Origin of the sequence: Xanthomonas sp. WHRI 10207, assembly GCF_040202975.1 — a bacterium.
Taxonomy (GTDB): Bacteria; Pseudomonadota; Gammaproteobacteria; order Xanthomonadales; family Xanthomonadaceae; genus Xanthomonas.
Genome location: NZ_JBEGDX010000007.1, coordinates 125,560 through 147,882, shown reverse-complemented (window position 1 = coordinate 147,882; position 22,323 = coordinate 125,560). Strand labels below are relative to the sequence as shown.

At 64.3% G+C, this 22,323-nt stretch carries 16 protein-coding genes and 1 other RNA gene; 4 read left to right on the top strand and 13 right to left on the bottom strand.

All coding sequences use genetic code 11. The annotated features are described in order from the left end of the window. Positions 1-285: 285 nt before the first annotated feature. Positions 286-1,584 carry a murein hydrolase activator EnvC family protein gene (locus ABQU90_RS19705; protein ID WP_323520826.1) on the bottom strand — a complete coding sequence of 433 codons (1,299 nt, stop codon included), beginning with the start codon at positions 1,582-1,584 and terminating at the stop codon, positions 286-288. Between the two features lie 97 nt (positions 1,585-1,681). Here ABQU90_RS19705 and ABQU90_RS19700 point away from each other — a divergent pair, with 97 nt between their 5' ends. Together ABQU90_RS19700 and ABQU90_RS19695 are read left to right on the top strand one after the other, a co-directional pair. Continuing rightward, on the top strand, positions 1,682-2,338 hold the full coding sequence (locus ABQU90_RS19700; RefSeq protein WP_323520827.1) for a DUF4097 family beta strand repeat-containing protein: 657 nt from the start codon (positions 1,682-1,684) through the stop codon (positions 2,336-2,338). Positions 2,339-2,393: 55 nt separating this feature from the next. Then, a complete protein-coding gene (locus ABQU90_RS19695; RefSeq protein WP_323520828.1) occupies positions 2,394-4,220 on the top strand; it encodes a M28 family metallopeptidase in 1,827 nt (608 codons plus the stop codon). A 280-nt stretch (positions 4,221-4,500) separates the two neighbouring features. Here the strand turns inward: ABQU90_RS19695 and ABQU90_RS19690 are convergent, their stop codons facing one another. From ABQU90_RS19690 to ABQU90_RS19675, 4 genes are all read right to left on the bottom strand, one after another. Then, positions 4,501-4,944: a PepSY domain-containing protein gene (locus tag ABQU90_RS19690; protein ID WP_323519655.1), complete on the bottom strand. Its 444-nt coding sequence runs from the start codon at positions 4,942-4,944 to the stop codon at positions 4,501-4,503. A 244-nt stretch (positions 4,945-5,188) separates the two neighbouring features. Beyond that, positions 5,189-6,301: a glycoside hydrolase family 5 protein gene (locus ABQU90_RS19685; RefSeq protein WP_407078721.1), complete on the bottom strand. Its 1,113-nt coding sequence runs from the start codon at positions 6,299-6,301 to the stop codon at positions 5,189-5,191. A gap of 360 nt (positions 6,302-6,661) precedes the next feature. Then, positions 6,662-7,711, bottom strand: a complete 1,050-nt coding sequence (locus ABQU90_RS19680; protein WP_323520829.1) for a glycoside hydrolase family 5 protein — start codon at positions 7,709-7,711, stop codon at positions 6,662-6,664. A 669-nt stretch (positions 7,712-8,380) separates the two neighbouring features. After that, positions 8,381-9,457, bottom strand: coding sequence for a glycoside hydrolase family 5 protein (locus tag ABQU90_RS19675; protein ID WP_115559387.1), 1,077 nt, complete (start codon positions 9,455-9,457; stop codon positions 8,381-8,383). Positions 9,458-9,763: 306 nt separating this feature from the next. On the opposite strand from ABQU90_RS19675, the gene ABQU90_RS19670 reads away from it, so the two are divergent. After that, positions 9,764-10,822: an NAD(P)-dependent alcohol dehydrogenase gene (locus ABQU90_RS19670; RefSeq protein ID WP_055852622.1), complete on the top strand. Its 1,059-nt coding sequence runs from the start codon at positions 9,764-9,766 to the stop codon at positions 10,820-10,822. A gap of 588 nt (positions 10,823-11,410) precedes the next feature. On the opposite strand, the gene ABQU90_RS19665 is transcribed toward ABQU90_RS19670, so the two are convergent. The 6 genes from ABQU90_RS19665 to ABQU90_RS19640 all read right to left on the bottom strand — a co-directional run bounded on the left by ABQU90_RS19665 (position 11,411) and on the right by ABQU90_RS19640 (position 19,222). After that, the gene (locus tag ABQU90_RS19665) at positions 11,411-11,839 is read right to left on the bottom strand and encodes a hypothetical protein (protein WP_323520830.1); all 429 of its coding nucleotides are present in this window, start codon (positions 11,837-11,839) and stop codon (positions 11,411-11,413) included. Between the two features lie 190 nt (positions 11,840-12,029). Continuing rightward, entirely contained in the window at positions 12,030-12,383 is a 354-nt protein-coding gene (locus ABQU90_RS19660) for a hypothetical protein (RefSeq protein WP_323520831.1), read from the bottom strand. Between the two features lie 21 nt (positions 12,384-12,404). Further along, positions 12,405-13,892: a glutamate synthase small subunit GltD family protein gene (locus ABQU90_RS19655; RefSeq protein ID WP_115552398.1), complete on the bottom strand. Its 1,488-nt coding sequence runs from the start codon at positions 13,890-13,892 to the stop codon at positions 12,405-12,407. A gap of 128 nt (positions 13,893-14,020) precedes the next feature. Continuing rightward, the gene (gene gltB, locus ABQU90_RS19650) at positions 14,021-18,493 is read right to left on the bottom strand and encodes a glutamate synthase large subunit (RefSeq protein ID WP_115559389.1); all 4,473 of its coding nucleotides are present in this window, start codon (positions 18,491-18,493) and stop codon (positions 14,021-14,023) included. A 210-nt stretch (positions 18,494-18,703) separates the two neighbouring features. Further along, positions 18,704-18,780, bottom strand: a non-coding RNA gene (locus ABQU90_RS19645) — sX9 sRNA. 61 nt (positions 18,781-18,841) lie between these two features. Next, positions 18,842-19,222, bottom strand: a complete 381-nt coding sequence (locus tag ABQU90_RS19640; protein ID WP_055852636.1) for an I78 family peptidase inhibitor — start codon at positions 19,220-19,222, stop codon at positions 18,842-18,844. Between the two features lie 57 nt (positions 19,223-19,279). Here ABQU90_RS19640 and ABQU90_RS19635 point away from each other — a divergent pair, with 57 nt between their 5' ends. Then, positions 19,280-20,599 (top strand): DNA topoisomerase IB, encoded by a 1,320-nt coding sequence (locus ABQU90_RS19635; protein WP_323521129.1) that lies wholly within the window; start codon positions 19,280-19,282, stop codon positions 20,597-20,599. A gap of 132 nt (positions 20,600-20,731) precedes the next feature. On the opposite strand, the gene ABQU90_RS19630 is transcribed toward ABQU90_RS19635, so the two are convergent. Further along, positions 20,732-21,655, bottom strand: coding sequence for an MlaA family lipoprotein (locus tag ABQU90_RS19630; RefSeq protein ID WP_323520832.1), 924 nt, complete (start codon positions 21,653-21,655; stop codon positions 20,732-20,734). Between the two features lie 73 nt (positions 21,656-21,728). Continuing rightward, positions 21,729-21,941, bottom strand: a complete 213-nt coding sequence (locus tag ABQU90_RS19625) for a hypothetical protein (protein ID WP_115584238.1) — start codon at positions 21,939-21,941, stop codon at positions 21,729-21,731. Positions 21,942-22,323 lie beyond the last annotated feature (382 nt).

Here is a 22,323-nt window from a genome sequence, read left to right as displayed (position 1 = left end):
TGTCTGCTCGCATCCGGCCGCCAACCGCCAACTGGGGCGCCATGCGCTGCTTCGATGTGCAGCCGGACGGTGCCGCGATGAAAGCATTGCCGGGGTGGCCGGCAAAGCCGCAACGGCAAAACGCGCTGCAGCGCTGCAATGTCGCCGCCACGTGCTGGTGAGCAGCGCCTGGCCGCAGCGGTGACCGCGGCGCGCTGCGAGGACGCACAAACACTGATCACCCAGCGAGCACGGCAGCGAGCTCCGCGATGCGCCGTGTCGGCACCCGCTCTCCGCACGCAGCGACTAGCGCCGTTGCAACCAGCTCGATGGGTCGACCGGCTGCCCATTGCGCCGCAATTCGAAGTACAGCGCCGGCACGCCCTGCCCGCCCGAACTGCCGACCTTGGCCACCGCTTCGCCGCGTTTGATCGCCGCACCGGCATCGCGCAGCAAGGTGTCGTTGTGCGCGTACAGGCTCATGTAGCCGTTGCCGTGGTCCACGATCAGGATCATGCCGTAGCCGGTCATCCAGTCGGAAAACACCACCGTGCCGTCGGCCACCGCGGTGACCGTGCTGCCCTTGGGCGCGCCGATCAGCACGCCCTTGCTGGTGTGACCGTCGGGCAGTGTGGCGTTGAAGCGTGCCAGCAGGTTGCCCGCCACCGGCCAGCTGAGCCCACCGACCTTGGGCGCCGGCGCAGTAGCGACGACCTTGGGCGGGGTCTTGCCCGGACGCTCCGGGCGATCGGTCTTGCCGCGCTTGGCCTGTGCGGCGGCTTCGGCGGCCGCGCGCTTTGCAGCCGCGCGGCGTTCGGCTTCGGCCTTGGCCGCGGCTGCGCGCAGATTGGCGAGCAGTTGCTCCAGCGACTTGGCATCCTGGCCCAGCGCCTTTTCGCGCTCGGCACGTTGTTTGTAGCGATCGTCCAGCTGCGCCACGGTAGCCGCCTGCTGCGAGCGGTCCTTCTGCAAGGTGGCCGCCTGTGCCTTTTGTTGCGCGCGCGCCGCATCCAGCGCCTGGCGCCGGGTGGCGATGTCCTGTTCCACCTTGGTCAGCGCATCCAGCTGCGTGGTCAGCGCGTGGATCCGCTGCGCGCGTGCGTTCTGCACGTAGCGGTGATCGGCGAGCATGCGGTTGGCATCGCCTACCGTGTCCTGCGACAGCAACACCTTCAACGGCGCGTTGCGGCCTACCTGATCGGCGGCGCGCAACAATGCGGCCAGCTGCACGCGCTGGTTCTGCAGGCCGCGCTGCAATTGCGCGCGGTCCTGTTGCAGCGTGGACAGATGCTGTTCCTGTGCGCGCATCGCCGCTTCGGTTTCGCTCAGGGCGCGCGAGGTCTTGGCGACCTTTTCGTCGGCCTGGCGCAGTTGCTGCGCCGCGGTGCCGCGCTTGCCTTCCAGCTCGCGCCGGTCGGCGCTGATGGTCTTGAGCTCATCGCGCAGCTGCTGCAGTTTGCGCTCGGTCTCGCGCTGGTTCTGCGCGCCCGCGCCGCTGCTGCCGAGCAGCATGCAGACCAACGCGGTCGTGGCCAGCCAGCTGCGCCCGACGCCGGTGGCGGAGACGAGCGGCAGACGCGGCAGCGGTGCAGGCGAAGGGGGCAACGAAAGGTCCAGTGACTTCAGGCAGGTGCGCGATTGTAGCCAAGCATGGTGTGATCGCCGCCACGCCCACGACAGACGCCACCGCGCGAGGTTCAGCATGAAGCTCCAGTATCTCCTCCTGGCATTGTCCCTGGCCTGCTCAACCGCCTGGGCCGAAGAAGGCATCAGCAAGGTCAACGGCCGCATCAGCGCCGAGGCCGGCAAGACCTACGGCGGCCTGGAAACGGTCAACGGCTCCATCGAGATCGGCGCCGGTGCGCAGACCCAGGATGTGGAAACCGTCAACGGCGGTATCACGATCGGCGATGGGGCCCGCACCGGTAGCGTGTCCACGGTCAACGGCGCGATTTCGCTGGGCCGCAAGGTCACCGTCTCCGGGGGCCTGGAAACGGTCAACGGCAGCGTGTTGGTCGAGCGCGGCAGCCAGGTCAGCGGTGGCGTGGAAACCGTCAACGGCAGTATCGGCCTGGTCGAAACCGAGCTCGGCAAGGACATCGAGACGGTCAACGGCGACATCACCGTTGGCGTGGGCTCGCATGTGCATGGCGGTATCGAGGTGACCAAGCCGAACTTCAGCTTTTCCTTCAAGCCCTCGCGCAAACCGCGCGTGGTGATCGGCCCCAAGGCGGTGGTCGATGGGCCGCTCAACTTCGAGCGCGATGTGGATCTGTACGTGCATCGCACCGCCAAGATCGGCGCGGTCACGGGTGCCACCGCACGCAGCTTTGATTCGGACGTGGCGCCCAAGGACTGACGCGCTCACCACGCGCACGTTCTAAGATCGGAACTCCGTTGCACGAGGAGTTCCGATGCCCCGCAAGATCCTGTTGTGTCTGGCCGCGACCCTGGCCCTGGCCGGTTGCAAACGCGAATCGACCGACGCGCCGTCCGCACCGGCGGCGCAAACGCCGGCCGATGCCACGCCCAGCGCACCGGTCAGCCGGCACGCGTTTTCGCCGGAGCTGAGCACCGGCGACTTTGCCGAGCTGGTCAAGACGCTGGCCTCGGACGACTTCGAAGGACGCGGCCCGGGTACGCCCGGCGAAGAAAAGACCGTGACCTATATCCGCGACCAGATGCAGCGCATCGGCTTGCAGCCGGGCAATGGCGATAGCTGGTTTCAGGAAGTGCCGATGGTGGAAACCACCGCCGACGCGGCCACCGCCCCCAGCCTGCGCAGCGGCGAGCAGACCCGCACCCTCGCCTTCGGCACCGACATCGTGGTGGGCACGCGCACCGGCCAACCCGAGGTCAAGCTGGACAATAGCGAGCTGGTATTTGTCGGCTACGGCGTGGATGCGCCCGAGCAGCAATGGAACGATTACGCCGGCCAGGATTGGAAGGGCAAGACGGTGGTGATGTTCGTCAACGACCCTGGCTTCCATACCGGCGATGCCAAGTTGTTCGACGGCAAGCGCATGACCTATTACGGGCGCTGGACCTATAAATTCGAAGAGGCCGCACGCAAGGGCGCAGCGGCGGCGTTGATCGTGCACGACACGCCCGGCGCCAGTTACGGCTGGGACGTGGTCAAAAACTCCTGGTCCGGCCCGCAATACGATCTGCCGGCCAAGGACGACCCGGACCCGCGCCTGCCGGTACAGGGTTGGATCAGCGCCGACACCGCCAAGCAATTGTTCGCCAACGCCGGGCTGGACCTGGCACAGGCCTACAAGGATGCCAGCAAGCGCGGCTTCAAGCCGGTGCCGTTGAAGGCCAATTGGTCGGTAGATCTGAAGAGCAGCATCGCCGAAAAGACCTCGCGCAACGTGGTCGGTGTGCTGCCCGGCAGCAGCCATGCCGATGAGGCGGTGCTGTACATGGCGCACTGGGATCACCTGGGCAAGCATCCGGGCGAAACCGGCGACAACATCTACAACGGTGCAGTGGACAACGCCACCGGCGTGGCCGGCATTCTGGAAATTGCCGACGCCTTTGCGCATCAGGACCCCAAGCCCGCGCGCTCGGTGGTGTTCGTGGCGGTGACGCTGGAAGAATCCGGCTTGCTCGGGTCCAAGTACTACGTGGCCAACCCGAGCTTCCCGTTGGACAAGATCGCTGCGGTGATCAACCTGGACGCAATGTCGGTGGCCGGGCGCGCACGCGATGTCACCGTGGTGGGCATGGGTAGCTCGGAACTGGAAGACATCCTCAAACCGATCGCCGCGATGCAGGGACGCACGCTGCACGCCGAGGCCACGCCGGAAAGCGGCTCGTACTTCCGCTCGGACCACTTCAACTTCGCCAAGGCCGGCGTGCCGGCGCTGTATGCCGATGGTGGCGAAGACCTGCGCGACGGTGGCACCGCAGCCGGACGTGCGGCCGCCCAGGATTACGGCCGCAATCGCTATCACGCGCCGGGCGATGAGTACGATGCGGCGACCTGGAAGCTCGACGGCACCATGGAAGATCTGCAAGCGGTGTATGGCGTCGGCAAGGACGTGGCCGCGGGCGACCGTTGGCCCAACTGGTATCCCGGCAATCCGTTCAAGGCTGCGCGCGACCGCATGCTGGCCGGCAAGCCGGGCGCTGGCGCCGCGGCAGCGCAGCCGGTCGCAGGCAACGCCGATCCGAAGAATGCCAAACCAAACAACGCCAAGGAGGCGGATGCAAAGAACGCCGCGCCTGCGCGGTGAGGCGTGCAAGGAGCTCGCTGTTCGTGCGGTGAGGGATGCAGCCTGCGCTGTTGTGCCGGCGCTGGCCGCTGAAGCGAGTTGCGTGCAAGACAAAGGGCCTCCGATTGGAGGCCCTTTGTTGTCAGTCGTGTTTCGTGGGTGGCGATAGAGCGTTGGCCAACAGACCCCGCGACGTCGCTAAATGTCGCATCAGATTCGATGCTAGCTACAACTGCTGCTCACTGTGCATCTCAACCAGCGCCCTGACCTGCCCGCCCGATGCACCCGCGTTCAAGCGCACTCAATCGTTGTCGACGCTGACCACATGCCCATCGTCGGGATCCACGTGCAACTCGACCTTCTGCCCGTTGTGCTTTGCATCGGCCTTCCACAGGCCATCCTTGAACTTGAGATCGTGCACGTCTGCGTAGCCGCCAGTGGACAGCGCCGCGCGGACGTCGGCTTCGCTCAGCCGCGATGCGGTCTGGTCGCCATAGACGCGCCCCGTGACCGGATCGATGTGGACATCCACATCCTTGCCATCGCCGCTGCGGGCATCGGCGGTCCACACGCCGTGCTCGAATTTGACGTCGTGCACCTTGGTGTAACCCTTGGCGGTCAACATGCTGGTCACCTCGTTGGAGGTGAGCGCCTTGGCCGGCTTGGCGGCGTCCTGCGCAAACGCGCCATGCGAAACAAGCGTCAGCGCGCCGATCAATGCGGTGGTCATCATGCGATGTGCCATGAGAAGGCTCCTGCTGTGAAGTGCCGCCATGCTCGCCGCCCTTGGATCGTGGCTGGGTGAAAACCTGGAAAATTCAGTTAGAAAAGTTCAGTTAACTGAAAGTCGTGGTCGCTCTTCATCGCTTCTGCACGTTGGATTTACATTTTGATTCCAGTGCGCCGGCATTGCATTGCAGACGTGGACCACGATGCTCAAGTCATCCAATAAAAAAAGCCGCCTTGCGGCGGCTTGTCGTGTCGTGTGTTCAGCGCGTGGTGCGCGCTGCAGGTGCAGGTGCAGCTAGACGTGCAGCGGCGGTGCCGGGTGTACGGGTTGCGCTTGCGGCCTGCGGCGAGAGGATCGTCATCTGCGGTTTGTCGGTGCCGTCCTTGTTCGGATGCACGTTGTAGGCGTAGGAGAGATTCCACCACGAACCTGCCGCCCACCACGTCCAACCCAGCCACACGTCCGCATTGCTTTCCATGTAGCCGAGCATGCCTTGCAGCGCCTCATTGCAGACAGGGTTGTTGGCAGTACCGAATTCGGCCAAAAAGCCACGTTTGCGATTGGTGCGCAGCCATTCGGTGAAATTGCGCAAACGCTCGGCGCCGATGGTGGAGCTGACGCAGACGCTGCTGGTGCCGCTGGAATCGGCGTCCAGATATTGATGCACTTCGAATGCGTACCGGTTGAGCGGGTCATTGATGGCCGCCAGCGCAGTGGCGTTGGAGTAGCCATCGCTGGTGGGCGAATACCAGCTGTGCGCACCCGTCCACAAGGCGCCGGGCACCAGGATCAGATTGTTGGCACCGGTCCTGCGAATCGCATCGATGGCCGCTTGCGCAGTGCCGGCCCATTCGCTGGACGAGATATTGTTGGGCTCGTTCATCAGCCCGAAGATCACGGTGTTGTCGCCATTGAATGCCACTGCAAGACGGCGCCATAGATCGGTAAAGGTGGCCACCGGCACTTCCGGTCCGCCGATCCTGTAACCGTAGTATTTGGCGTAATTGTGAATATCGATGACCAGATACATGCCCGAGGCCTTGGCACGCGCCACCGCCTGTTGCACCAGGGCCAGCTGCACCGGATCCAGCTCGCCGCGCGCACTGGGTTGCAGACGCTCCCACAAGATCGGCAAGCGGATCGTATTCATTCCGACGCCGGCAAAATAACTGTAATCGTTGGCCGATGCGTACATATAGTCTTTGTTAAGCACGCCGGGTTTCTTGGATGACGCAAATTCGGCACCGGATAAATTGACGCCGGCATGCGTCAGTGCGCGTGTCTGCGCGTACGCGCACGACGTCCCGACAAGCAACATGAAACACAGGGCGCACGCAGCAAGGTGGCGTAGTGGAAAAGATGGACGTGACATGAAGCAACTCCTGGGCGGGTAAGATGCGTCGCCGCCCCAATGGCGTGCGATCGGCGCAAGGTGCGCTGCATCTGCGTGTTGCGATGCATCACGTGTGCCAAAGAGTGGTAAATCAATGAATACGGTAAGAAGTGCGAACCACTGCGCACTTAATATGGAAGAGCACGTTTATGCGTGCATATCGGTTATCACTAAAGAGCCGTGATTCTCGCGATACGCACGGGTATGTGCCGAGATGCTGGCGGAATTTGGCAATGTGCCAGTTGCATGGCGCCATCTCGGTGGCGCGGTCATTTCCGATATCCACAAAAGCGATGCCGTCGCGAAAACGGCACCGCTGGCAAAGCACGCAGGGTTGAATCAGCGCGCGATGCGACGTGCGTGCGCACTCAGGATGGACAGCTGCGGTTTGTCGCGTCCATTGCGATCGGGCTGCAACGTAAAGGGGTAATCGCCACGCCACCAGGCGCCGGCGGCCCAGGCGCTGGAACCCAGCCAGACATCGCGGTTTGCCTCCAGATACCGCAGCATGCCATCCAGCGCGCGCATGCAGGTGGGGTTGGTTGAGGCGCCAAATTCGCCCAAGAACCCACGCTTGCGCTGGGTACGCAACCAACCGGTAAAGCTGCGCAAGCGTTCGGCACCGATGGTAGCGCTCACACACCCGGCACTGGTGCCGCTGGAATCGGTATCCAGATACTGGTGCACCTCAATGGCGTACCGATTGAGCGGGTCGCGGAGAGAGGCCAGCGCAACCGCGTTGGATTGCCCGGCGATGGTGGAATACCAACTGTGCGCACCCGACCACAGCGCGCCGGGTACCAGGATGAGGTTGTTGGCGCCGGTGGCGCGGATGCCGTCGATCGCTGCCTGTGCGGCGGCGGCCCAATTCTGCGGCGCAATGTCGTAGGGCTCGTTCATCAGCCCGAAGATCACCGCGTTATCGTTCTTGAAGGCCGTCGCCAACCGCTTCCACACATCGGTGAAGGTGCTGATCGGCACGCGCGGGGTGCCGATCTTCTGCCCGTAGTACTTGGCGTAGTTGTGGATATCCACGATCAACACCATGTTCGCTGCCTTGGCATTGGCCACGGCCTGCCGGATCAGCGCAAGTTGTGCGGGGTCCAGTGGGCCTTGCGGTTTGGGCTGCAGCCGCTCCCACAAGACGGGCAGGCGTACCACGTTCATGCCGGTGTTGGCGAAGTGCTGGTATTCGCCGGGAGTTGGATAGCGATAATCGACATTGACGACGCCGGGGCGTTTTGCCGAGGCGATTTCTGCGCCGGACAGATTGATACCTGCAAGACGCAGCGCACCGCTTTGTGCCTGCGCACGCGGAAGCGCCGCCAGCAACAGCACGGCCAGCGCACAGCACAGCAGCTGGCGCGGCCAGGTGGGGGAGGGGGACATGGGGAACTCCTGAAGCATCTACGGGGGGAGATGCGTTGCATCGCAGTTGTTCGCAAGCACAACGCATCGACCTCAGCCTATGCGCATCTACCGCGCGCAACTACGGATGCGAGGTATCACTGCATCAAGCTGTGCAGTGCTTCGCAGTTGCGAGCTGTTTTTGTCGATGCACTGCGCGTGTTGCCAGAACGCCTTGAATCAGCGGCTCTGCTGCAACTTCGCAATGGTATTGGTCGCATCAATGCATCGGCGTTGATGCGATGACAGCGACTGCGCCAATGCTGGCGTGCACGGACACGCATGACGCAACGCGCGGACGCATGCGTGCCTGCATGCGCCGAGCACTGCAATCGCGTAGCACGGAGTAGGGCGATTGTGCTTTGCGCGCGCAGCGCGCGACCCACTGCCATGATCGTGGTCGATGGCGGTGCATCCATCTTCGAGACAACGCTCCCGGCGACAACGGCAGCTGCATCCACCGAAACCTGACCTGCAGCAGCGGCGTGGCGAGGTCCATATCGCGCCAACGTTCGTCCACCGCATGGCTGTCATCAATCAGCCGCAGTCCCGCCCGATATCCAGCGCTAACCATGAGCACTGCAACGCGACGCAAAAAAAACGGGCGACCTACCAGCGTCGCCCGTGTCTTATTGATTTAGACCGCTGCCGTCAGTGCTTGCCTGCGCGGCGTGCGTACTTGCTCAGAATCCTGATCTGCGGTTTGTCGCTGCCGTCCTTGCCCGGTTGCACGGTGAAAAAGTAATCCGGCTTCCACCATGCGCCGGCGGCCCACCAGGTCCAGCCCAGCCACACGTCGCTGTTCTTTTCCATGTAGGTCAGCATGCCTTCCAGCGCCTTGTCGCAGACCGGATTGTTGGCGGTGCCGAATTCGCCCAGAAAGCCCTTCTGCTTGTTCTCGCGCAGCCAGTCGGTAAAGCCGCGCAGTTTTTCTTCGCCCACGCTGTCGCTGGTGCATTGCGGTTTGGTGCCGCTGTAGTCGTTGTCCAGATACTGGTGCGCTTCGAAGGCCAGGTTGTTGCCGGGGTCCTTGAGGATGGCCAGCGCCTTGGCGTTGGAGACACCGTAGCTGCTGCTGCGCCAGCTGTGCGCGCCTGTATACGCGGTGCCCGGCACCAGGATCAGGTTGCGAGCGCCGGTCTTGCGGATCGTGTTGATCGCGCCTTGCGCAGCGGTGGCCCAGTCGGTTGCGGAGATGCCGTTGGGCTCATTCATCAGCCCGAAGATCACCGCCTTGTCGTCCTTGAACTCCAGCGCCAGCCGGCGCCACAGATCGGCCAGTGCGGCAGGGGGCACCTCGTCGGTGCCGATGCGCTTGCCGTTGTATTTGGCGTAGTTGTGCAGATCCAGGATCAGGAACTGCTTGTTCGCCTTGGCCGCTTCGAGCGATTTCTTGATCAGCCCCAACTGCGCCGCATCCAGCTCGCCGTTGAGCTCGGGTTGCAGACGCTCCCAAAGAAACGGCAGGCGGATCGTATTCATGCCCTTACCGGCGAAATAGCTGAAATCCGAGGCGGCCGGGTAGGTGTAGTCCTTGAACAAGGTGCCGGGCTTCTTGCGCGAGTTGAACTCGGCGCCGGACAGATTGACGCCGACATATTTCAGGCCAGTGGACTCCTTCTTCGGACCATTGGGCTCTTTGGCGTGCGCCAGCGGCATTGCTGCGAGCAAGGTCAGTGCGAGCGCAGCGCTACGCAGACTGGGGAATTTTTTGGGAGCGCGGAACATGGAAGCCTCCTTCGGCATCGACGTGGGTGGCCGCGGGGGGAGGGCACGGCCAGCTGGGATGGTGCAGGGCGATCGGGTACCTGATGAGCCTAGAAGCTCAGGCGTTAGCGCCCCATTCACGCCGTGCAACATGGATTTGATCGGGATCGAACACCTGCGCAGCGCATGATGCTGCTCCGGTAGCGTCCGCAACACGACACACAAGACGCACTGTCGCAGGAGCGCGACGGGCCCCTGTCTTAAGCTACCGCTTCCATTTTCTTCTGTTGTTCGCATATGCGAATGACATCACGCCCGGAGCCTCCCATGAGCCAAGCCCACGCCTTTGCCGCCCAAGCCGCCGACCAGCCGCTTGCCCCGTTCGCGTTCGAACGCCGCGCGCCTGGCCCTGACGATGTGCAGATCGACATCGCCTATTGCGGCGTGTGTCACTCGGACCTGCATACCGCACGCAACGAATGGCACAACACGCGGTATCCGGTGGTACCGGGCCACGAGATCGTCGGCCGTGTGACCGCCGTCGGTAGCGCCGTCACCGGCTTCAAGGTCGGCGACCTGGCTGGCGTTGGTTGCATGGTCGACAGCTGCCGCAGCTGCGCCTCCTGCCAGGAAGGCGAGGAGCAGTACTGCGAAGCCGGCTTCACCGGCACCTACAACGGCCCGATGTTCGGCGGCGGCGAGAACACCTACGGCGGTTACTCCGACCATATCGTGGTCGACCAGAAGTACGTGCTGCGCATCTCGCATACCGACAACCTGGCCGCCGTGGCGCCGCTGCTGTGCGCCGGCATCACCACCTATTCGCCGCTGGCGCACTGGAAGGTGGGCCCGGGGCAGAAGGTGGGTGTGGTCGGTCTGGGTGGCCTGGGCCACATGGGTGTGAAGATCGCCAAGGCGATGGGCGCCACCGTGGTGCTGTTCACCACCTCAGAGAACAAGCGCGCCGATGCGATGCGCCTGGGCGCCAGCGAAGTGGTGATCTCCAAGGACGAAGCGCAGATGGCGGCGCAGTACAACACCCTGGATTTCATCCTCAACACCGTGGCCGCACCGCATAACCTGGACCCGTTCATCAATGCGCTCAAGCGCGACGGCGCCATGGTGCTGGTGGGCGTGCCCGAGGAATCGCACCCGTCGCCGGCCGTGTTCAACCTGGTGATGAAGCGCCGCACCCTGGCCGGCTCGCTGATCGGCGGCATCCGCCAGACCCAGGAAATGCTGGACTTCTGCGCCAAGCACAACATCGTCTCGGACATCGAAACCATCCGCGCCGACCAGATCAACGAGGCCTACGAGCGCATGCTCAAGAGCGACGTGAAGTACCGCTTCGTCATCGATATGGCCACGCTGGATAAGGCGGCCTGATTTGCGGTTGCAATAGCTTGTGATGTCAGTCACCGCTTGCGTTGTTGTATGACGCAAGCGGTGGCTGGGTCCGTCGTGTCACCCGCGGAGCTATCGACCAGCAAAAAAATTAATGTCCCAACCCCTATGTGCATCGAACTGTTTTGCTGCGCCTACTGTCTGGACGGAGTCTTGTCAGATGTCGCGATCCGCCTACGAGGAAAGAGATACTGAAAACGAAGGCAGACAAGGATGCGATTGCAGCGAAATAAAGAATTGAAACAGTAAACCAGTAACCAAACGCCGCATCAGAAATTGAATAAAAACCGGCGCTACAGCGGCGACACGCTACCGTACCAGTCACCAGCGCTTTCCAGACCAGCAATGCTGGTGCTGCCCCCATGCTGAATGCCAAGACGGCTCGGAGTACGACACGGGAACGGACGCTAGGCCGTGCATGTCTGCTCCAGAAAAAACGATGCGCGGCCCAAATCATCAGTGGCGACACTGCCGCGAAGAACCAAACGGAATTTAGCGACATACTTTCCACGATGGTTTAACACCTAACGCCATGGCTACGCTTGGCGACGTCATTGCGTCGTTCACTGACTAGGGTTGCTTGGTCATTTGCAATGAGCGGTTGAACGCGTCCAGATGGCTGCCACCGAAATGATTGGCCGCTATACACTCGCCCATGAGCGAGCCATACCGCTGTGCGTCTTCGCGCGAACCGATGACGGCGGGAATCGCAATCAGCTTACTCGTGGCGCAGCGCTCAAACAGTGGCTCGACGACGACGAGACAGTCCTGGCGACTTCCATTCAAAGACCGCTGCAAAGGAGAATCCGTGCATAGACCGGATAACGCCACAGACTTGAACCGCGAAAGCCAGACATCTCGTGGCATACCCCCCGCTGATTGGCGTTCTGCCGCCGATTTCTTCCAGCCGTTTACCACGCCTCTACCTACACCAAAAATGACAAAAAGCGTGCAAAACACCATGAAGGTCAATGTGCCGTACTTCAGGAATTTGCGCATAAAGCGTGTTGATCTCATGGCACAGCAGTTGAGTTGAGCCAACCCGCGAAACAGCGTCGACCGGACGAATCGTCGACGGGCATTATCCACAACAGCGACCTGAGCGAAACAGGTATTGCAGCGCGGAGTAGAAGCCGCCCCTGAAGTAAATTGCGCCACGAACGCGTTTCGATCAGAAGAGGTGTTAGGCCTATGAGACTCGAGTGTTCAGCACTCCAAGGACACATTTTCCTCGAACAAGCGCGTACCCCCAGGCAAACGGCTTCCCACTCGCCGGCCAAAGCTGCTCATAAGCCACGAAGTAATCACCGGAGCGGTACTGCTTCTTGAGCCACAGCCACTCTTTGTTGCCATAAGCAAATGGCACTTGCGGCGCCTTTGTATTTGCAGCCGCGTACTTGAGACCAATTTCTTCCATCTGCAAGGTGGAAAGGGGCAAGCCATCAAGACGTAGGTTGTCCGATTCCTGGCATGTGGCGGCCGGCGCCGCCGCAGCGCTACCGGCAGTGAAGATCAGCAAACAGGTAAAGAGTGACCTGAGCATGGGGCCTAGTATCCCTCAGCCTCAAGCCGCAGCCGGCTCCTTGACCTGCGCTTTGACGCCCAGCAGCTGCACGATGCTTGCCGCCGCATCGCGGCCTTCGGCCACGGCCGTCACGACCAGGTCGGCGCCGCGCACGCAGTCGCCGCCGGCGAACAGGCGCGGGTTGGTGGTCTGGTAGGGCAGGCGGTCTCCGTTGTTGGTATCGGCCGGAGCGACGATGCGCCCGTTGCTGCCAGCTTCCACACCTTGCGAGGCGAGCCAGTCGGGCAGGGTCGGGGAGAAGCCGAAGGCGATGATCACCACGTCCGCTTCCAGCAGCGATTCGCTGTCTTCCACCGGCACCGCGTTGCGGCGCCCGTTGGCATCGGGTTCGCCGAGTCTGGTTTCCACGACGGTGACGCCAATGGCTTCGTCGTCGGCGCCGGATTCGATCGACAGCGGCTGGCGGTTGAACAGGAAGCGCACGCCTTCCTCGCGCGCGTTGGCCACTTCGCGCGCCGAGCCGGGCATGCTGGCTTCGTCGCGGCGGTAGGCGCAGGTGACCTTGGCCGCGCCCAGGCGGATGGCGCTACGCACGCAGTCCATGCCGGTGTCGCCGCCGCCCAGCACCACCACGCGCTTGCCGTTGAGGTCGGGCAGGGCCATCTGGTCTTCCCAGCCGGCGATCGGGCGGCCGTGCGGGTCGTTGCCGCTGACGATGCGGCTGTTCTGCACCAGGAACGGCAGCGCCGGCAGCACATTCTTCAGGTCCTGCCCGGGCAGGCCGCCATCGGTGTAGCGGTAGGCGCCGGTGCCCAGGAACACGGCATCGTATTCGCCCAGCAACTGCTCGATGCTGACGTCCTTGCCGATCTCCACGCCCAAGCGGAATTGCACGCCCATGCCTTCGAGGATCTCGCGACGCTTGCCGATCACCGACTTGTCCAGCTTGAAGCTGGGAATGCCGAACTGCAGCAGCCCGCCGATCTGCTCGTAGCGGTCGTAGACCACCGCTTCGATACCGGCGCGCGCCAACCTGTCCGCGCACGACAGCCCGGCCGGGCCGGCGCCGATCACCGCCACGCGCCAGCCAGTGGGCTGCACGTTGCCCAGGTCCGGGCGCCAGCCCATCTTGAAGGCGGTGTCGACGATGTACTTTTCCACCGCGCCGATGGTGACCGCACCGAATTCTTCCAGCGTGCAGCTGCCTTCGCACAGACGGTCTTGCGGACACACGCGCCCGCACACTTCCGGCAGCGGGTTGGTGGAATGGCACAGCGCGGCGGCTTCTTCGATGCGGTTTTCCTGCACCAGCTGCAGCCATTGCGGGATGGCATTGTGCACCGGGCACTTCCAGCTGCAGTACGGGTTGCCGCAGTCCAGGCAGCGGCCGGACTGGTACTGCGCGTCGGCCTTGTCGAACTTGCCGTACAACTCGCCCCAGTCGCCGGACGTGCGCAGTTCCACCGGGATGCGGGTGGGCATGGTCCGCGGCAGGTCGAGGAATTGGAAGGCTTGCTTGCGGCTCATAAGAAAATCCGTGGCTGATTCCCTTCTTCCGTGTAAGGGAGAAGGTGCCCTAAGGGGCGGATAAGGGTTGCGGGCCACTGCCCTCACCCCCAGCCCCTCTCCCGCGGGCGGGAGAGGGGTGCAAAAACTCAGGCGGCGCGCCGCAGCGACTCGGTCAGCGACTCGATGCTGGCGGCCTTGGGTTTGACCAGCCAGAACTTGCCGATGTAGTCGCGGAACTCGTCCAGGATCTGCTGCGCCCAGATGCTGCCGGTCAGCTCGCGGTGGCGGCTGATCAGGGTGTGCAGATGCTGGCGGTGGTTCTCGAAGCCCTCGGCGGAGACGCGGTGGATGTCGATCAGCTCGTGGTTGTAGCGGTCCACGAAGTCGCGTTCGATATCCAGCACGTAGGCCAGGCCACCGGTGAAGCCGGCGCCGAAGTTCAGGCCTACCTTGCCCAGCACCAGCACCACGCCGTCGGTCATGTATTCGCAGCAATGGTCGCCGGCGCCTTCCACCACCGCCAGCGCGCCGGAGTTACGCACCGCAAAGCGCTCGCCGGCGCGGCCTGCGGCGAACAGCTCGCCGCCGGTGGCGCCGTACAGGCAGGTGTTGCCGACGATCGGGGTGCTGCGCGCCTCGAAGCGCGCGCCACGCGGCGGACGCACCACCAGCCGGCCGCCGGCCATGCCCTTGCCGACGTAGTCGTTCGCCTCGCCTTCCAGCTCCAGTTGCAGGCCGCCGGCGTTGAACGCGCCGAAGCTCTGCCCGGCGGTGCCGCGGAAGCGCAGGTTCAACGGCGCATCGCTCATGCCGTGGTTGCCGTGCGCGCGCGCGATGGTGCCGGACAGGCGCGCACCGATCGAACGGTCGGTGTTGTGGATCAAGAAGCGATGGTCGCCGCCGGTCTTGTTGGCGATGGCATCGGCAAGCAGGCCGTCCATCTGCGTGGCCAGGCTGTCCGGCGATTCGTACAGGCGTTGGGCGGCGCAATGGCTGCCGTCGTAGCGCGCATGGGTGAGCAGGCGCGACAGATCGACCTTGACGCCTGCGCGCGGGGAGACCTCCAGCTGTTCCAGCAGATCGGTGCGGCCGACGATCTCATCCAGCGAACGCACGCCCAGGTACGACAACCACTGCCGCACTTCTTCGGCCAGCAGGCGGAAGAAGTGCTCCACGCGCTCCGGCAGACCGGTGAAGTAGTTCGCACGCAGGCGCTCGTCCTGGGTGGCCACGCCGGTGGCGCAGTTGTTGAGGTGACAGATGCGCAGGTATTTGCAGCCCAGCACGATCATCGGCGCGGTGCCGAAGCCGAAGCTGTCGGCGCCCAGCAGCGCGGCCTTGACCACATCCAGGCCAGTCTTCAGGCCGCCGTCGGTCTGCAGGATGGTGCGCTCGCGCAGGTCGTTGGCCACCAGCGCCTGGTGCGACTCGGCCACGCCCAGTTCCCACGGCACGCCGGCATAGCGGATCGAGCTGACCGGGCTGGCGCCGGTGCCGCCGTCATGGCCGGACACGGTGATCAGATCGGCACCGGCCTTGACCACGCCGGCGGCAATCGTGCCGACGCCGGCATGCGCGACCAGCTTCACCGACACCAGCGCGGTCGGGTTGACCTGCTTGAGGTCGTAGATCAGCTGGGCCAGGTCTTCGATCGAATAGATGTCGTGATGCGGCGGCGGGCTGATCAGGCCAATGCCGGGTTTGGCATAGCGCAGGCGGGCGATCAGCTCGTTGACCTTGTGGCCGGGCAGCTGGCCGCCTTCGCCGGGCTTGGCGCCCTGGGCAACCTTGATCTGCAGTACTTCGGCGTTGACCAGGTATTCCGGGGTCACGCCAAAGCGGCCGGAGGCCACCTGCTTGATCTTGGAGCGCTTCTCGGTGCCATAGCGGGCCGGGTCTTCGCCGCCTTCGCCGGAATTGCTGCGCCCGCCCAGGCGGTTCATCGCAATGGCCAGCGCTTCGTGCGCCTCGGGCGACAACGCGCCCAGGCTGATCGCGGCGGTGTCGAAGCGACGCAACACATCTTCGGCCGGGGCCACCTCGTCCAGCGGGGTGGGGGTGTCGGCACGCTTGAGCTGGACCAGATCGCGCAGCGTGGAGGCCGGGCGCGAATGCACCGCGTCCACGTATTTTTGCCAGTCGTCAGCATCGCCGGTACGGGTGGCGCGCTGCAGCGTCATGACCACGTCGGGGTTGTACATGTGGTACTCGCCGCCGTGCACGTACTTGAGCAGGCCGCCCACTTCCGGCTTGAGCTGGTCGTTCCAGGCGCGTGCGGTGAGCTCGCGCGCCTCGGTGTCCAGCCGCCCCAGATTGACGCCACCGATGCGTGCGGGGGTGTCGGCAAAGCACAGCTCCACCACGTCCGGGTCCAGCCCGACGATCTCGAACAACTGCGCGCCACGGTAGCTGGCGATGGTGCAGATGCCCATCTTGGAGATGATCTTGGACAGGCCCTTGTAGATGCCCTTGCGGTAGCGGCGGCCGATCTGCGACTGCTCGCCACCCTTGCTCAGCTGCAGGATGCCGCGCCGGCCCAGATCGAACAGGGTCTGGTAGGCCAGATACGGGTACACCGCGGTGGCGCCGAAGCCGAGCAGGCAGGCCATGTGGTGCGCATCGCGCGCGGTGCCGGTTTCGATGATCAGGTTGACGTCGCAGCGCAGGCCCACCTTGCACAGGTGGTGATGCACCGCGCCGGTGGCCAGCAGCGCATGCGCCATCGGCCGGTCCGGCACCGGGTAGCGGTCGGACAGCAGCAGCATCACCGCGCCGTCGCGGGCGGCGGCTTCCACTTCCTGGCAGATGCGCTCCAGGCCGGCCTTCAGCCCTTCTTCGACGCTGTAGGACAGGTCGATCAGGCGATTGCGGGCGACGTACTGCTCCATCTTCAGCAGCTGGCGCAGCTTGCGCTGGCTGAGCACCGGCGAATTCAGGATGACGTGGTTCACCGTCTCCGCACCGGCATGGAAGATGTTGGTCTCCTTGCCGAGCTGGGTGGTGAGCGACATCGCGATGCCTTCGCGCAGCGGGTCGATCGGCGGGTTGGTGACCTGCGCGAACGCCTGGCGGAAGTAGTCGTACAGCGGCCGGGTCTGGCGGCTGAGCACCGCCATCGGGGTGTCGTCGCCCATCGAGCCGGTGGCTTCCTGCTCGGTCTCGGCCAGCGGGCGCAGGATCTGCTCCACTTCCTCGGTGCTGAGCTGGAACAGCTTGTGGTAGCTGCGCAGGGTTTGCTCGCTGAAGGGTTCTTCCACCAGCGAGGGGTCGATCAGCTCGGTCTGCAGATAGGTCACGCCCTGCTGCAGCCATTGCTTGTACGGCGCACGTGCGCGGTTGATGCGGTCGATGGCATCGGAATCGAGCAGGTCGCCGCGCTTGAGATCGATCGCCATCATCTCGCCCGGGCCCAGCTTGCCCTTGCGGGTGATGCGCTCGGCCGGCAGCTCCCACACGCCGGCCTCGGAGGCCACCAGGAAGTGGCGGTCGGAGGTCAGCATCCAGCGCGCGGGGCGCAGGCCGTTGCGGTCGAGCATGCAGGCGGCATAGCGGCTGTCGCAGGCCACGATGCCGGCCGGGCCGTCCCACGGCTCGGTGTTGAGGCCGTAGAACTCGTAGAACGCAGCCAGATCGGCGTCCTTGAACTCCAGCGACTGGGTCGCCGGCGGCACCAGGATGCGCAGCGCCTGCAGCAGGTCCATGCCACCGGCGATCAGCAGCTCCAGCATGTTGTCCAGGCTCTGCGAGTCCGAACCGTGCATGGAGATCACCGGATCGAACTCGGCGATATCGAAGCGCGGGGTCTGCCACACCTTGCTGCGCGCCTGCGCCCAGCGGCGGTTGCCCTCGATGGTGTTGATTTCGCCGTTGTGCGCGAGCAGGCGGAACGGATGCGCCAGCGGCCAGCGCGGCAGCGTGTTGGTGGAAAAGCGCTGGTGAAACACGATCGCGCTGGACGACAGATCGCTGCGCTGCAGGTCCGGATAGAACGTGCTCAGCTTGTCCGGCAGCACCATGCCCTTGTAGCTGATGCCGTTGGGCGAGAGCGTGGTGACATAGAAGTTCTCCACCTCGCGCAGCGCCTGCTCGGCGCGGCGGCGCGCCAGAAACAGCGCCAGGGTGAAGCCGTCTTCGGTCTGTTCGGCACCGGCATCGACAAACACCTGTTCGATGCGTGGCAGGGTGTCGCGCGCCAGCTGGCCGCACACGCTGTCGTCGGTGGGCACCACGCGCCAGCCGCGGAACTGCACGCCGGCAGTGTGCAGCTGCGCTTCCAGTTCGGTGCGACAGCGCGCTGCCTCGGCCTCGTCCAGCGGCAGGAACACCACACCGGCCGCATAGCGCGTGCCCAGTGGGATGCCGGCATCGCGGGCCAGCCCGCGCAGGAATGCATCGGGTTTGCGGATCAGCAGGCCGCAGCCATCGCCGGTGAGCCCGTCGGCCGCCACACCGCCGCGGTGGGTCATGCGCGAGAGCGCCGCAATCGCGGTGTCTACCAGCGAACGGGAAGGTTGGTCGTCCAGCTGGGCGACCATGCCAAAACCACAGGCGTCGCGTTCGTCGCGCGCGCTGTTGTAGAGACCGTAGTCGTTGAGCCCTTGGCGAGTGCGGGGGGCCATGTCTGCCTCTTTGCGATCTTGGGAGAGCGGCGACGACGTTGCACCGCTCGATCCGTGGAGCGTTTCGAAGAGGTCACCGGATGATCGACTAGACCACAGTTGATGCGGTGCCGCAATACACCGTTACAGCTGCAACGAGGCCTGTCGCAATCCCTTGTGCCAGCTGGCTTGGCGCCTGTCGGGAGACAGGCGCCAGCGCAGCCTTAAAGTGGCTAACAAAACGTAACGAGCAGTCGTCAGGTGGGTGTGGACGGCGCGCTCAGAGCCTGCGTGTACGCGTGGACCATGCCGCACCGAGCACCGCCCGCGCCCGCTTGGCGGTGCGCACAGTCGGTTTGTTAGCTGCTCTTAGCCGCAACGCACCGCGGTGATGATGTTCTTGGCGTCCACTTCGACATTGAGCCGTTCGCCGTTGAATTCCATCGTCACCATCTGGCCGGGCTTGAGCACCCGCACCGACTTGGCGCCGGCGTCGCTGCGGGCCTGCTCGCCCACCGCATCGGTGATGGGCTGGCCAACCAGCGACTGCACCTGGGTGGCGTCGCAACTGCCGATCGGCGGCGCTTCCGGCGCTGCATCCGGCACCGGCGCGGAGGCTTGTTCGGCCGCCTGTTGTGCGTTGGCCGCGACGGCTTCCTGCTCATCGGGTTGCGGTTTGTTGCAGGCAGTCAATGCAGTCAGCACGACCAAGGTGCAAGCCAGACGGGCAATAGGCAGGACAGCGCGCATCGATGACTCCAGCAAAGGGGGGATGCCCAAGCATAAGCACAAAGTTGCGCCGCGGGCATCGCTTGCCCACACGGCGTTGTCGTTGCGTTGACGCGGCCTAGCGCTGCGCGGCCCAACAATCGGTGCCAGTCCTTCGATCCGTGCGCAATGAAAGCCAAACGTGTTCTTCGCAATGTCGCCGCCACGGCCAGTGCCGCCGGCACGCTCGCCACCGCCGCCACCGGTGCGGTCGTCGCAACGGCCGCCGTCGCCACCGTGGCTGCGGTGGCACAGGCCAAAGCCACCGCGCGGGCGGCGGGGCTGACCTACGTCAACGATCAGCAGCCAGGCATCAGCCGGCGCAAGGCGGGCAAGAGCTTCAGCTACCGCAGTGCCGACGGGCAGCGCATCGCCGATGCCGACACCTTGCAGCGCATCCGCGCGTTGGCCATTCCGCCGGCTTATACCGAGGTGTGGATCTGCGCCAAACCCAACGGTCACCTGCAGGCCACCGGGCGCGACGCGCGGCGGCGCAAGCAGTACCGCTATCACGCCGATTGGGCGCAGGTGCGTGGCGAAGGCAAGTTCGAGCGCGTGATCGCCTTCGGCACGGCACTGCCCAAACTGCGGCGGCGCTTGCGACGCGATCTGGCACTGCCCGGCTTTCCGCGTGAGAAGGTGCTGGCGATTGTGGTCGCGCTGCTGGCCGACACCTTGGTGCGCGTGGGCAATGCCGAATATGCGCGCAGCAATCGCTCGTACGGGCTGACCACGCTACGCAACCGCCACATGGAATTTTTGAAAGGCGGGCGTGCACGGCTCAAATTCCGCGGCAAGAGCGGCCAGGATCACGACATCGAAGTGGACGACAAGCATCTGGTCAAACTGATCCGGCAATGTCAGCAGCTGCCGGGGCAATCGCTGTTTCAATACCGCGACGACGGCGGCCAGCTGCAGCCGGTGGATTCGGGCGAGGTCAACGACTATCTGCGCGAAGCGATGGGCGAGGATTTCACCGCCAAGGACTTCCGCACCTGGGGCGGCACGCTGGCCGCCTTGCAGCGCCTGGCGCGTTTGCCGTTGCCCGAGCGCAGCAGCGAGCGCGCGCTCATGCAGGTGCAGAACGATGTCATCCGCGAGGTGGCCGATGCGCTGGGCAACACGCCATCGGTGTGTCGCAAGGCCTACATCGACCCCTGCGTGTTCGAAGGCTGGCGCGCCGGGCAACTGCAGGCGATGGCCAGCGGCGTGCGCGGCGAGCGTCAGTGGGAAGCGGCCACGCTGCGCTTTTTGACCGACTCGCGCAGCAAGCAACGCAAGGCCAACAAGCCAGGCAAGGCGGCTACGCCGAAGCCCAATCCCAATCCCAAGCCCAGCCGCCGTAAGCGTGCTGCGTGATGCTGCGAATCTTTGCGAGAGCGCTGGTGAGGTCGTTGGGAGCCACAGCCTGCTCGCTGTGACTGGCAAGCTGCTGATCCAGCGCGTGAACGCCTACGCTGAGTTACCGCGCACGCCTCGTGTTGGCGGCGATCAGTCGTCTGCAATTTGCTTTTCACGGCGCTGCGCCCAGGCATCGCGCACAAAGGTGTAATCGTCCACGGCATCGCGTCGCAGCGCGTCCATCGGCAGCATCCGTGCGCGGCCGTCGGCCAATTGCAGGCCCATCAGCGAATTGGCTACGCGCGCATTGTCCAGATAGTTGATCGGCGTCAGCTGTTGGTCGGCGACGCGACCAAAGGTATCGCGTACCGTGCCTGGTCCTAGGATCGGCATTACGAAGTAGCGCGAGTTGTCCCAGCCCCATGTCGCAAATGCTTGTCCGACATCCTCGTTGTATTTGGGCATGCCGAAGCGGGTGGCCGGATCGAACAGCCCGGCCACGCCAAGCGTGCTGTTGACCACGAACCGACCCAGCGACTGCGTCGCCTTGACCGGGCGGCCCTGCAACACCTGACTGACCGCAGTGCCCGGCTGACCGAAATTGGAAAACATGTTGCGGATGCCGGTCTTGACCGGCTTGGGTGTGACCTTGTCGTAGGCGACTGCGACGGGACGGAACAGCACCTTGTCGGCACCGTTGTTGAATGCGTGGATCTTGCGGTTGTAACCCTCCCACGGGTCGCGCACCGGTGCGGCACTGTAGAGCGCTTGTGCATCCTGCTCGGCGTTGGTGATGGGAGCGGCCGCTGCAGACACGGCGGGAGCGGCAAGTGCTGCATCCGGTGATGCCGGCGCTGCGTTGCCACCATCGCTATCGATGGGGCGATCGCTCGCCACCAGCTGTTGATCGGACGGGCCAGGCAGCGGCTGCGCAGCGGGCGGCATCACCAATGTTGCCGTCGACGCCGGGCCGATCGAGGTCCGCATCGATGTCTGCGGCGCGACGGGGCGGCTCGCGCAGGCCGATAGCAACAGCAGCGTGCCGGCAGCCACCAGGTAACGGGGAATCGTCATTGCAGGGTCCTTGTGGGGTAAGTGATGCAAGGGAGAAGGGCACGACACAACCGCGACCAGCTGCGTGATCGCCCTAGGTCAGCAGGCGGCACATGCATGACCACAGCAAGGGGCCGGCCCACAACACGGCGACTGCGCCGCCGGCAATGCCGGCCATCCAGCGCAGCTGCGTCAGCCGCTGACGCCTGGCGTGGTGATGCTGCAGATCTGGCAGGTCCTGCCATGCCTGCCGATTGCTGGTGGGCGACGGCCGCCGTGAAACGGTGGAGGGGCGTTGGGAAATCATGCTGCGCTCCGAAGAGATGAGGCTGCAGTCGCTCGACACCGCATCGGCCTCTGACGAGCGGCCAGATGGATGCGATGGCGAGGTGGCGGTGCTGCAGCGAGGTTGCTGGAAGTGATCCTATGGATTCGCTGCGGATCACGTTTTAAGAGTTTTTTGATCGCTTGCCATTGGTAGGCATGCGTTCACGAATGCCGTCTGCAAGCGTGCGCCGGACGACTCGATCGGCTCCGGCACAGACGCGGCAGGTAACGCGTGGCGTGGTATCGCGCATACGCCTCGATTTCCCGGATAGCACATGCTGGACATGCAGCGATGCGGGTGGACGACATGCATCACTGCACGGCATGCGTGTCATACGCTTCGTCCGGCGTGCTGCCGATAC

Excerpts from the sequence above, each read along its gene's own strand:
- ABQU90_RS19700 (WP_323520827.1), top strand. The coding sequence starts at position 1,682 with ATGAAGCTCCAGTATCTCCTCCTGGCATTGTCCCTGGCCTGCTCAACC.
- ABQU90_RS19660 (WP_323520831.1), bottom strand. The coding sequence starts at position 12,383 with ATGCTCAGGTCACTCTTTACCTGTTTGCTGATCTTCACTGCCGGTAGC.
- ABQU90_RS19680 (WP_323520829.1), bottom strand. The coding sequence starts at position 7,711 with ATGTCCCCCTCCCCCACCTGGCCGCGCCAGCTGCTGTGCTGTGCGCTG.
- ABQU90_RS19625 (WP_115584238.1), bottom strand. The coding sequence starts at position 21,941 with ATGATTTCCCAACGCCCCTCCACCGTTTCACGGCGGCCGTCGCCCACC.
- ABQU90_RS19655 (WP_115552398.1), bottom strand. The coding sequence starts at position 13,892 with ATGAGCCGCAAGCAAGCCTTCCAATTCCTCGACCTGCCGCGGACCATG.
- ABQU90_RS19675 (WP_115559387.1), bottom strand. The coding sequence starts at position 9,457 with ATGTTCCGCGCTCCCAAAAAATTCCCCAGTCTGCGTAGCGCTGCGCTC.
- ABQU90_RS19690 (WP_323519655.1), bottom strand. The coding sequence starts at position 4,944 with ATGGCACATCGCATGATGACCACCGCATTGATCGGCGCGCTGACGCTT.
- ABQU90_RS19695 (WP_323520828.1), top strand. The coding sequence starts at position 2,394 with ATGCCCCGCAAGATCCTGTTGTGTCTGGCCGCGACCCTGGCCCTGGCC.
- ABQU90_RS19685 (WP_407078721.1), bottom strand. The coding sequence starts at position 6,301 with ATGTCACGTCCATCTTTTCCACTACGCCACCTTGCTGCGTGCGCCCTG.
- ABQU90_RS19640 (WP_055852636.1), bottom strand. The coding sequence starts at position 19,222 with ATGCGCGCTGTCCTGCCTATTGCCCGTCTGGCTTGCACCTTGGTCGTG.
- gltB (WP_115559389.1), bottom strand. The coding sequence starts at position 18,493 with ATGGCCCCCCGCACTCGCCAAGGGCTCAACGACTACGGTCTCTACAAC.
- ABQU90_RS19630 (WP_323520832.1), bottom strand. The coding sequence starts at position 21,655 with ATGACGATTCCCCGTTACCTGGTGGCTGCCGGCACGCTGCTGTTGCTA.
- ABQU90_RS19665 (WP_323520830.1), bottom strand. The coding sequence starts at position 11,839 with ATGCGCAAATTCCTGAAGTACGGCACATTGACCTTCATGGTGTTTTGC.
- ABQU90_RS19670 (WP_055852622.1), top strand. The coding sequence starts at position 9,764 with ATGAGCCAAGCCCACGCCTTTGCCGCCCAAGCCGCCGACCAGCCGCTT.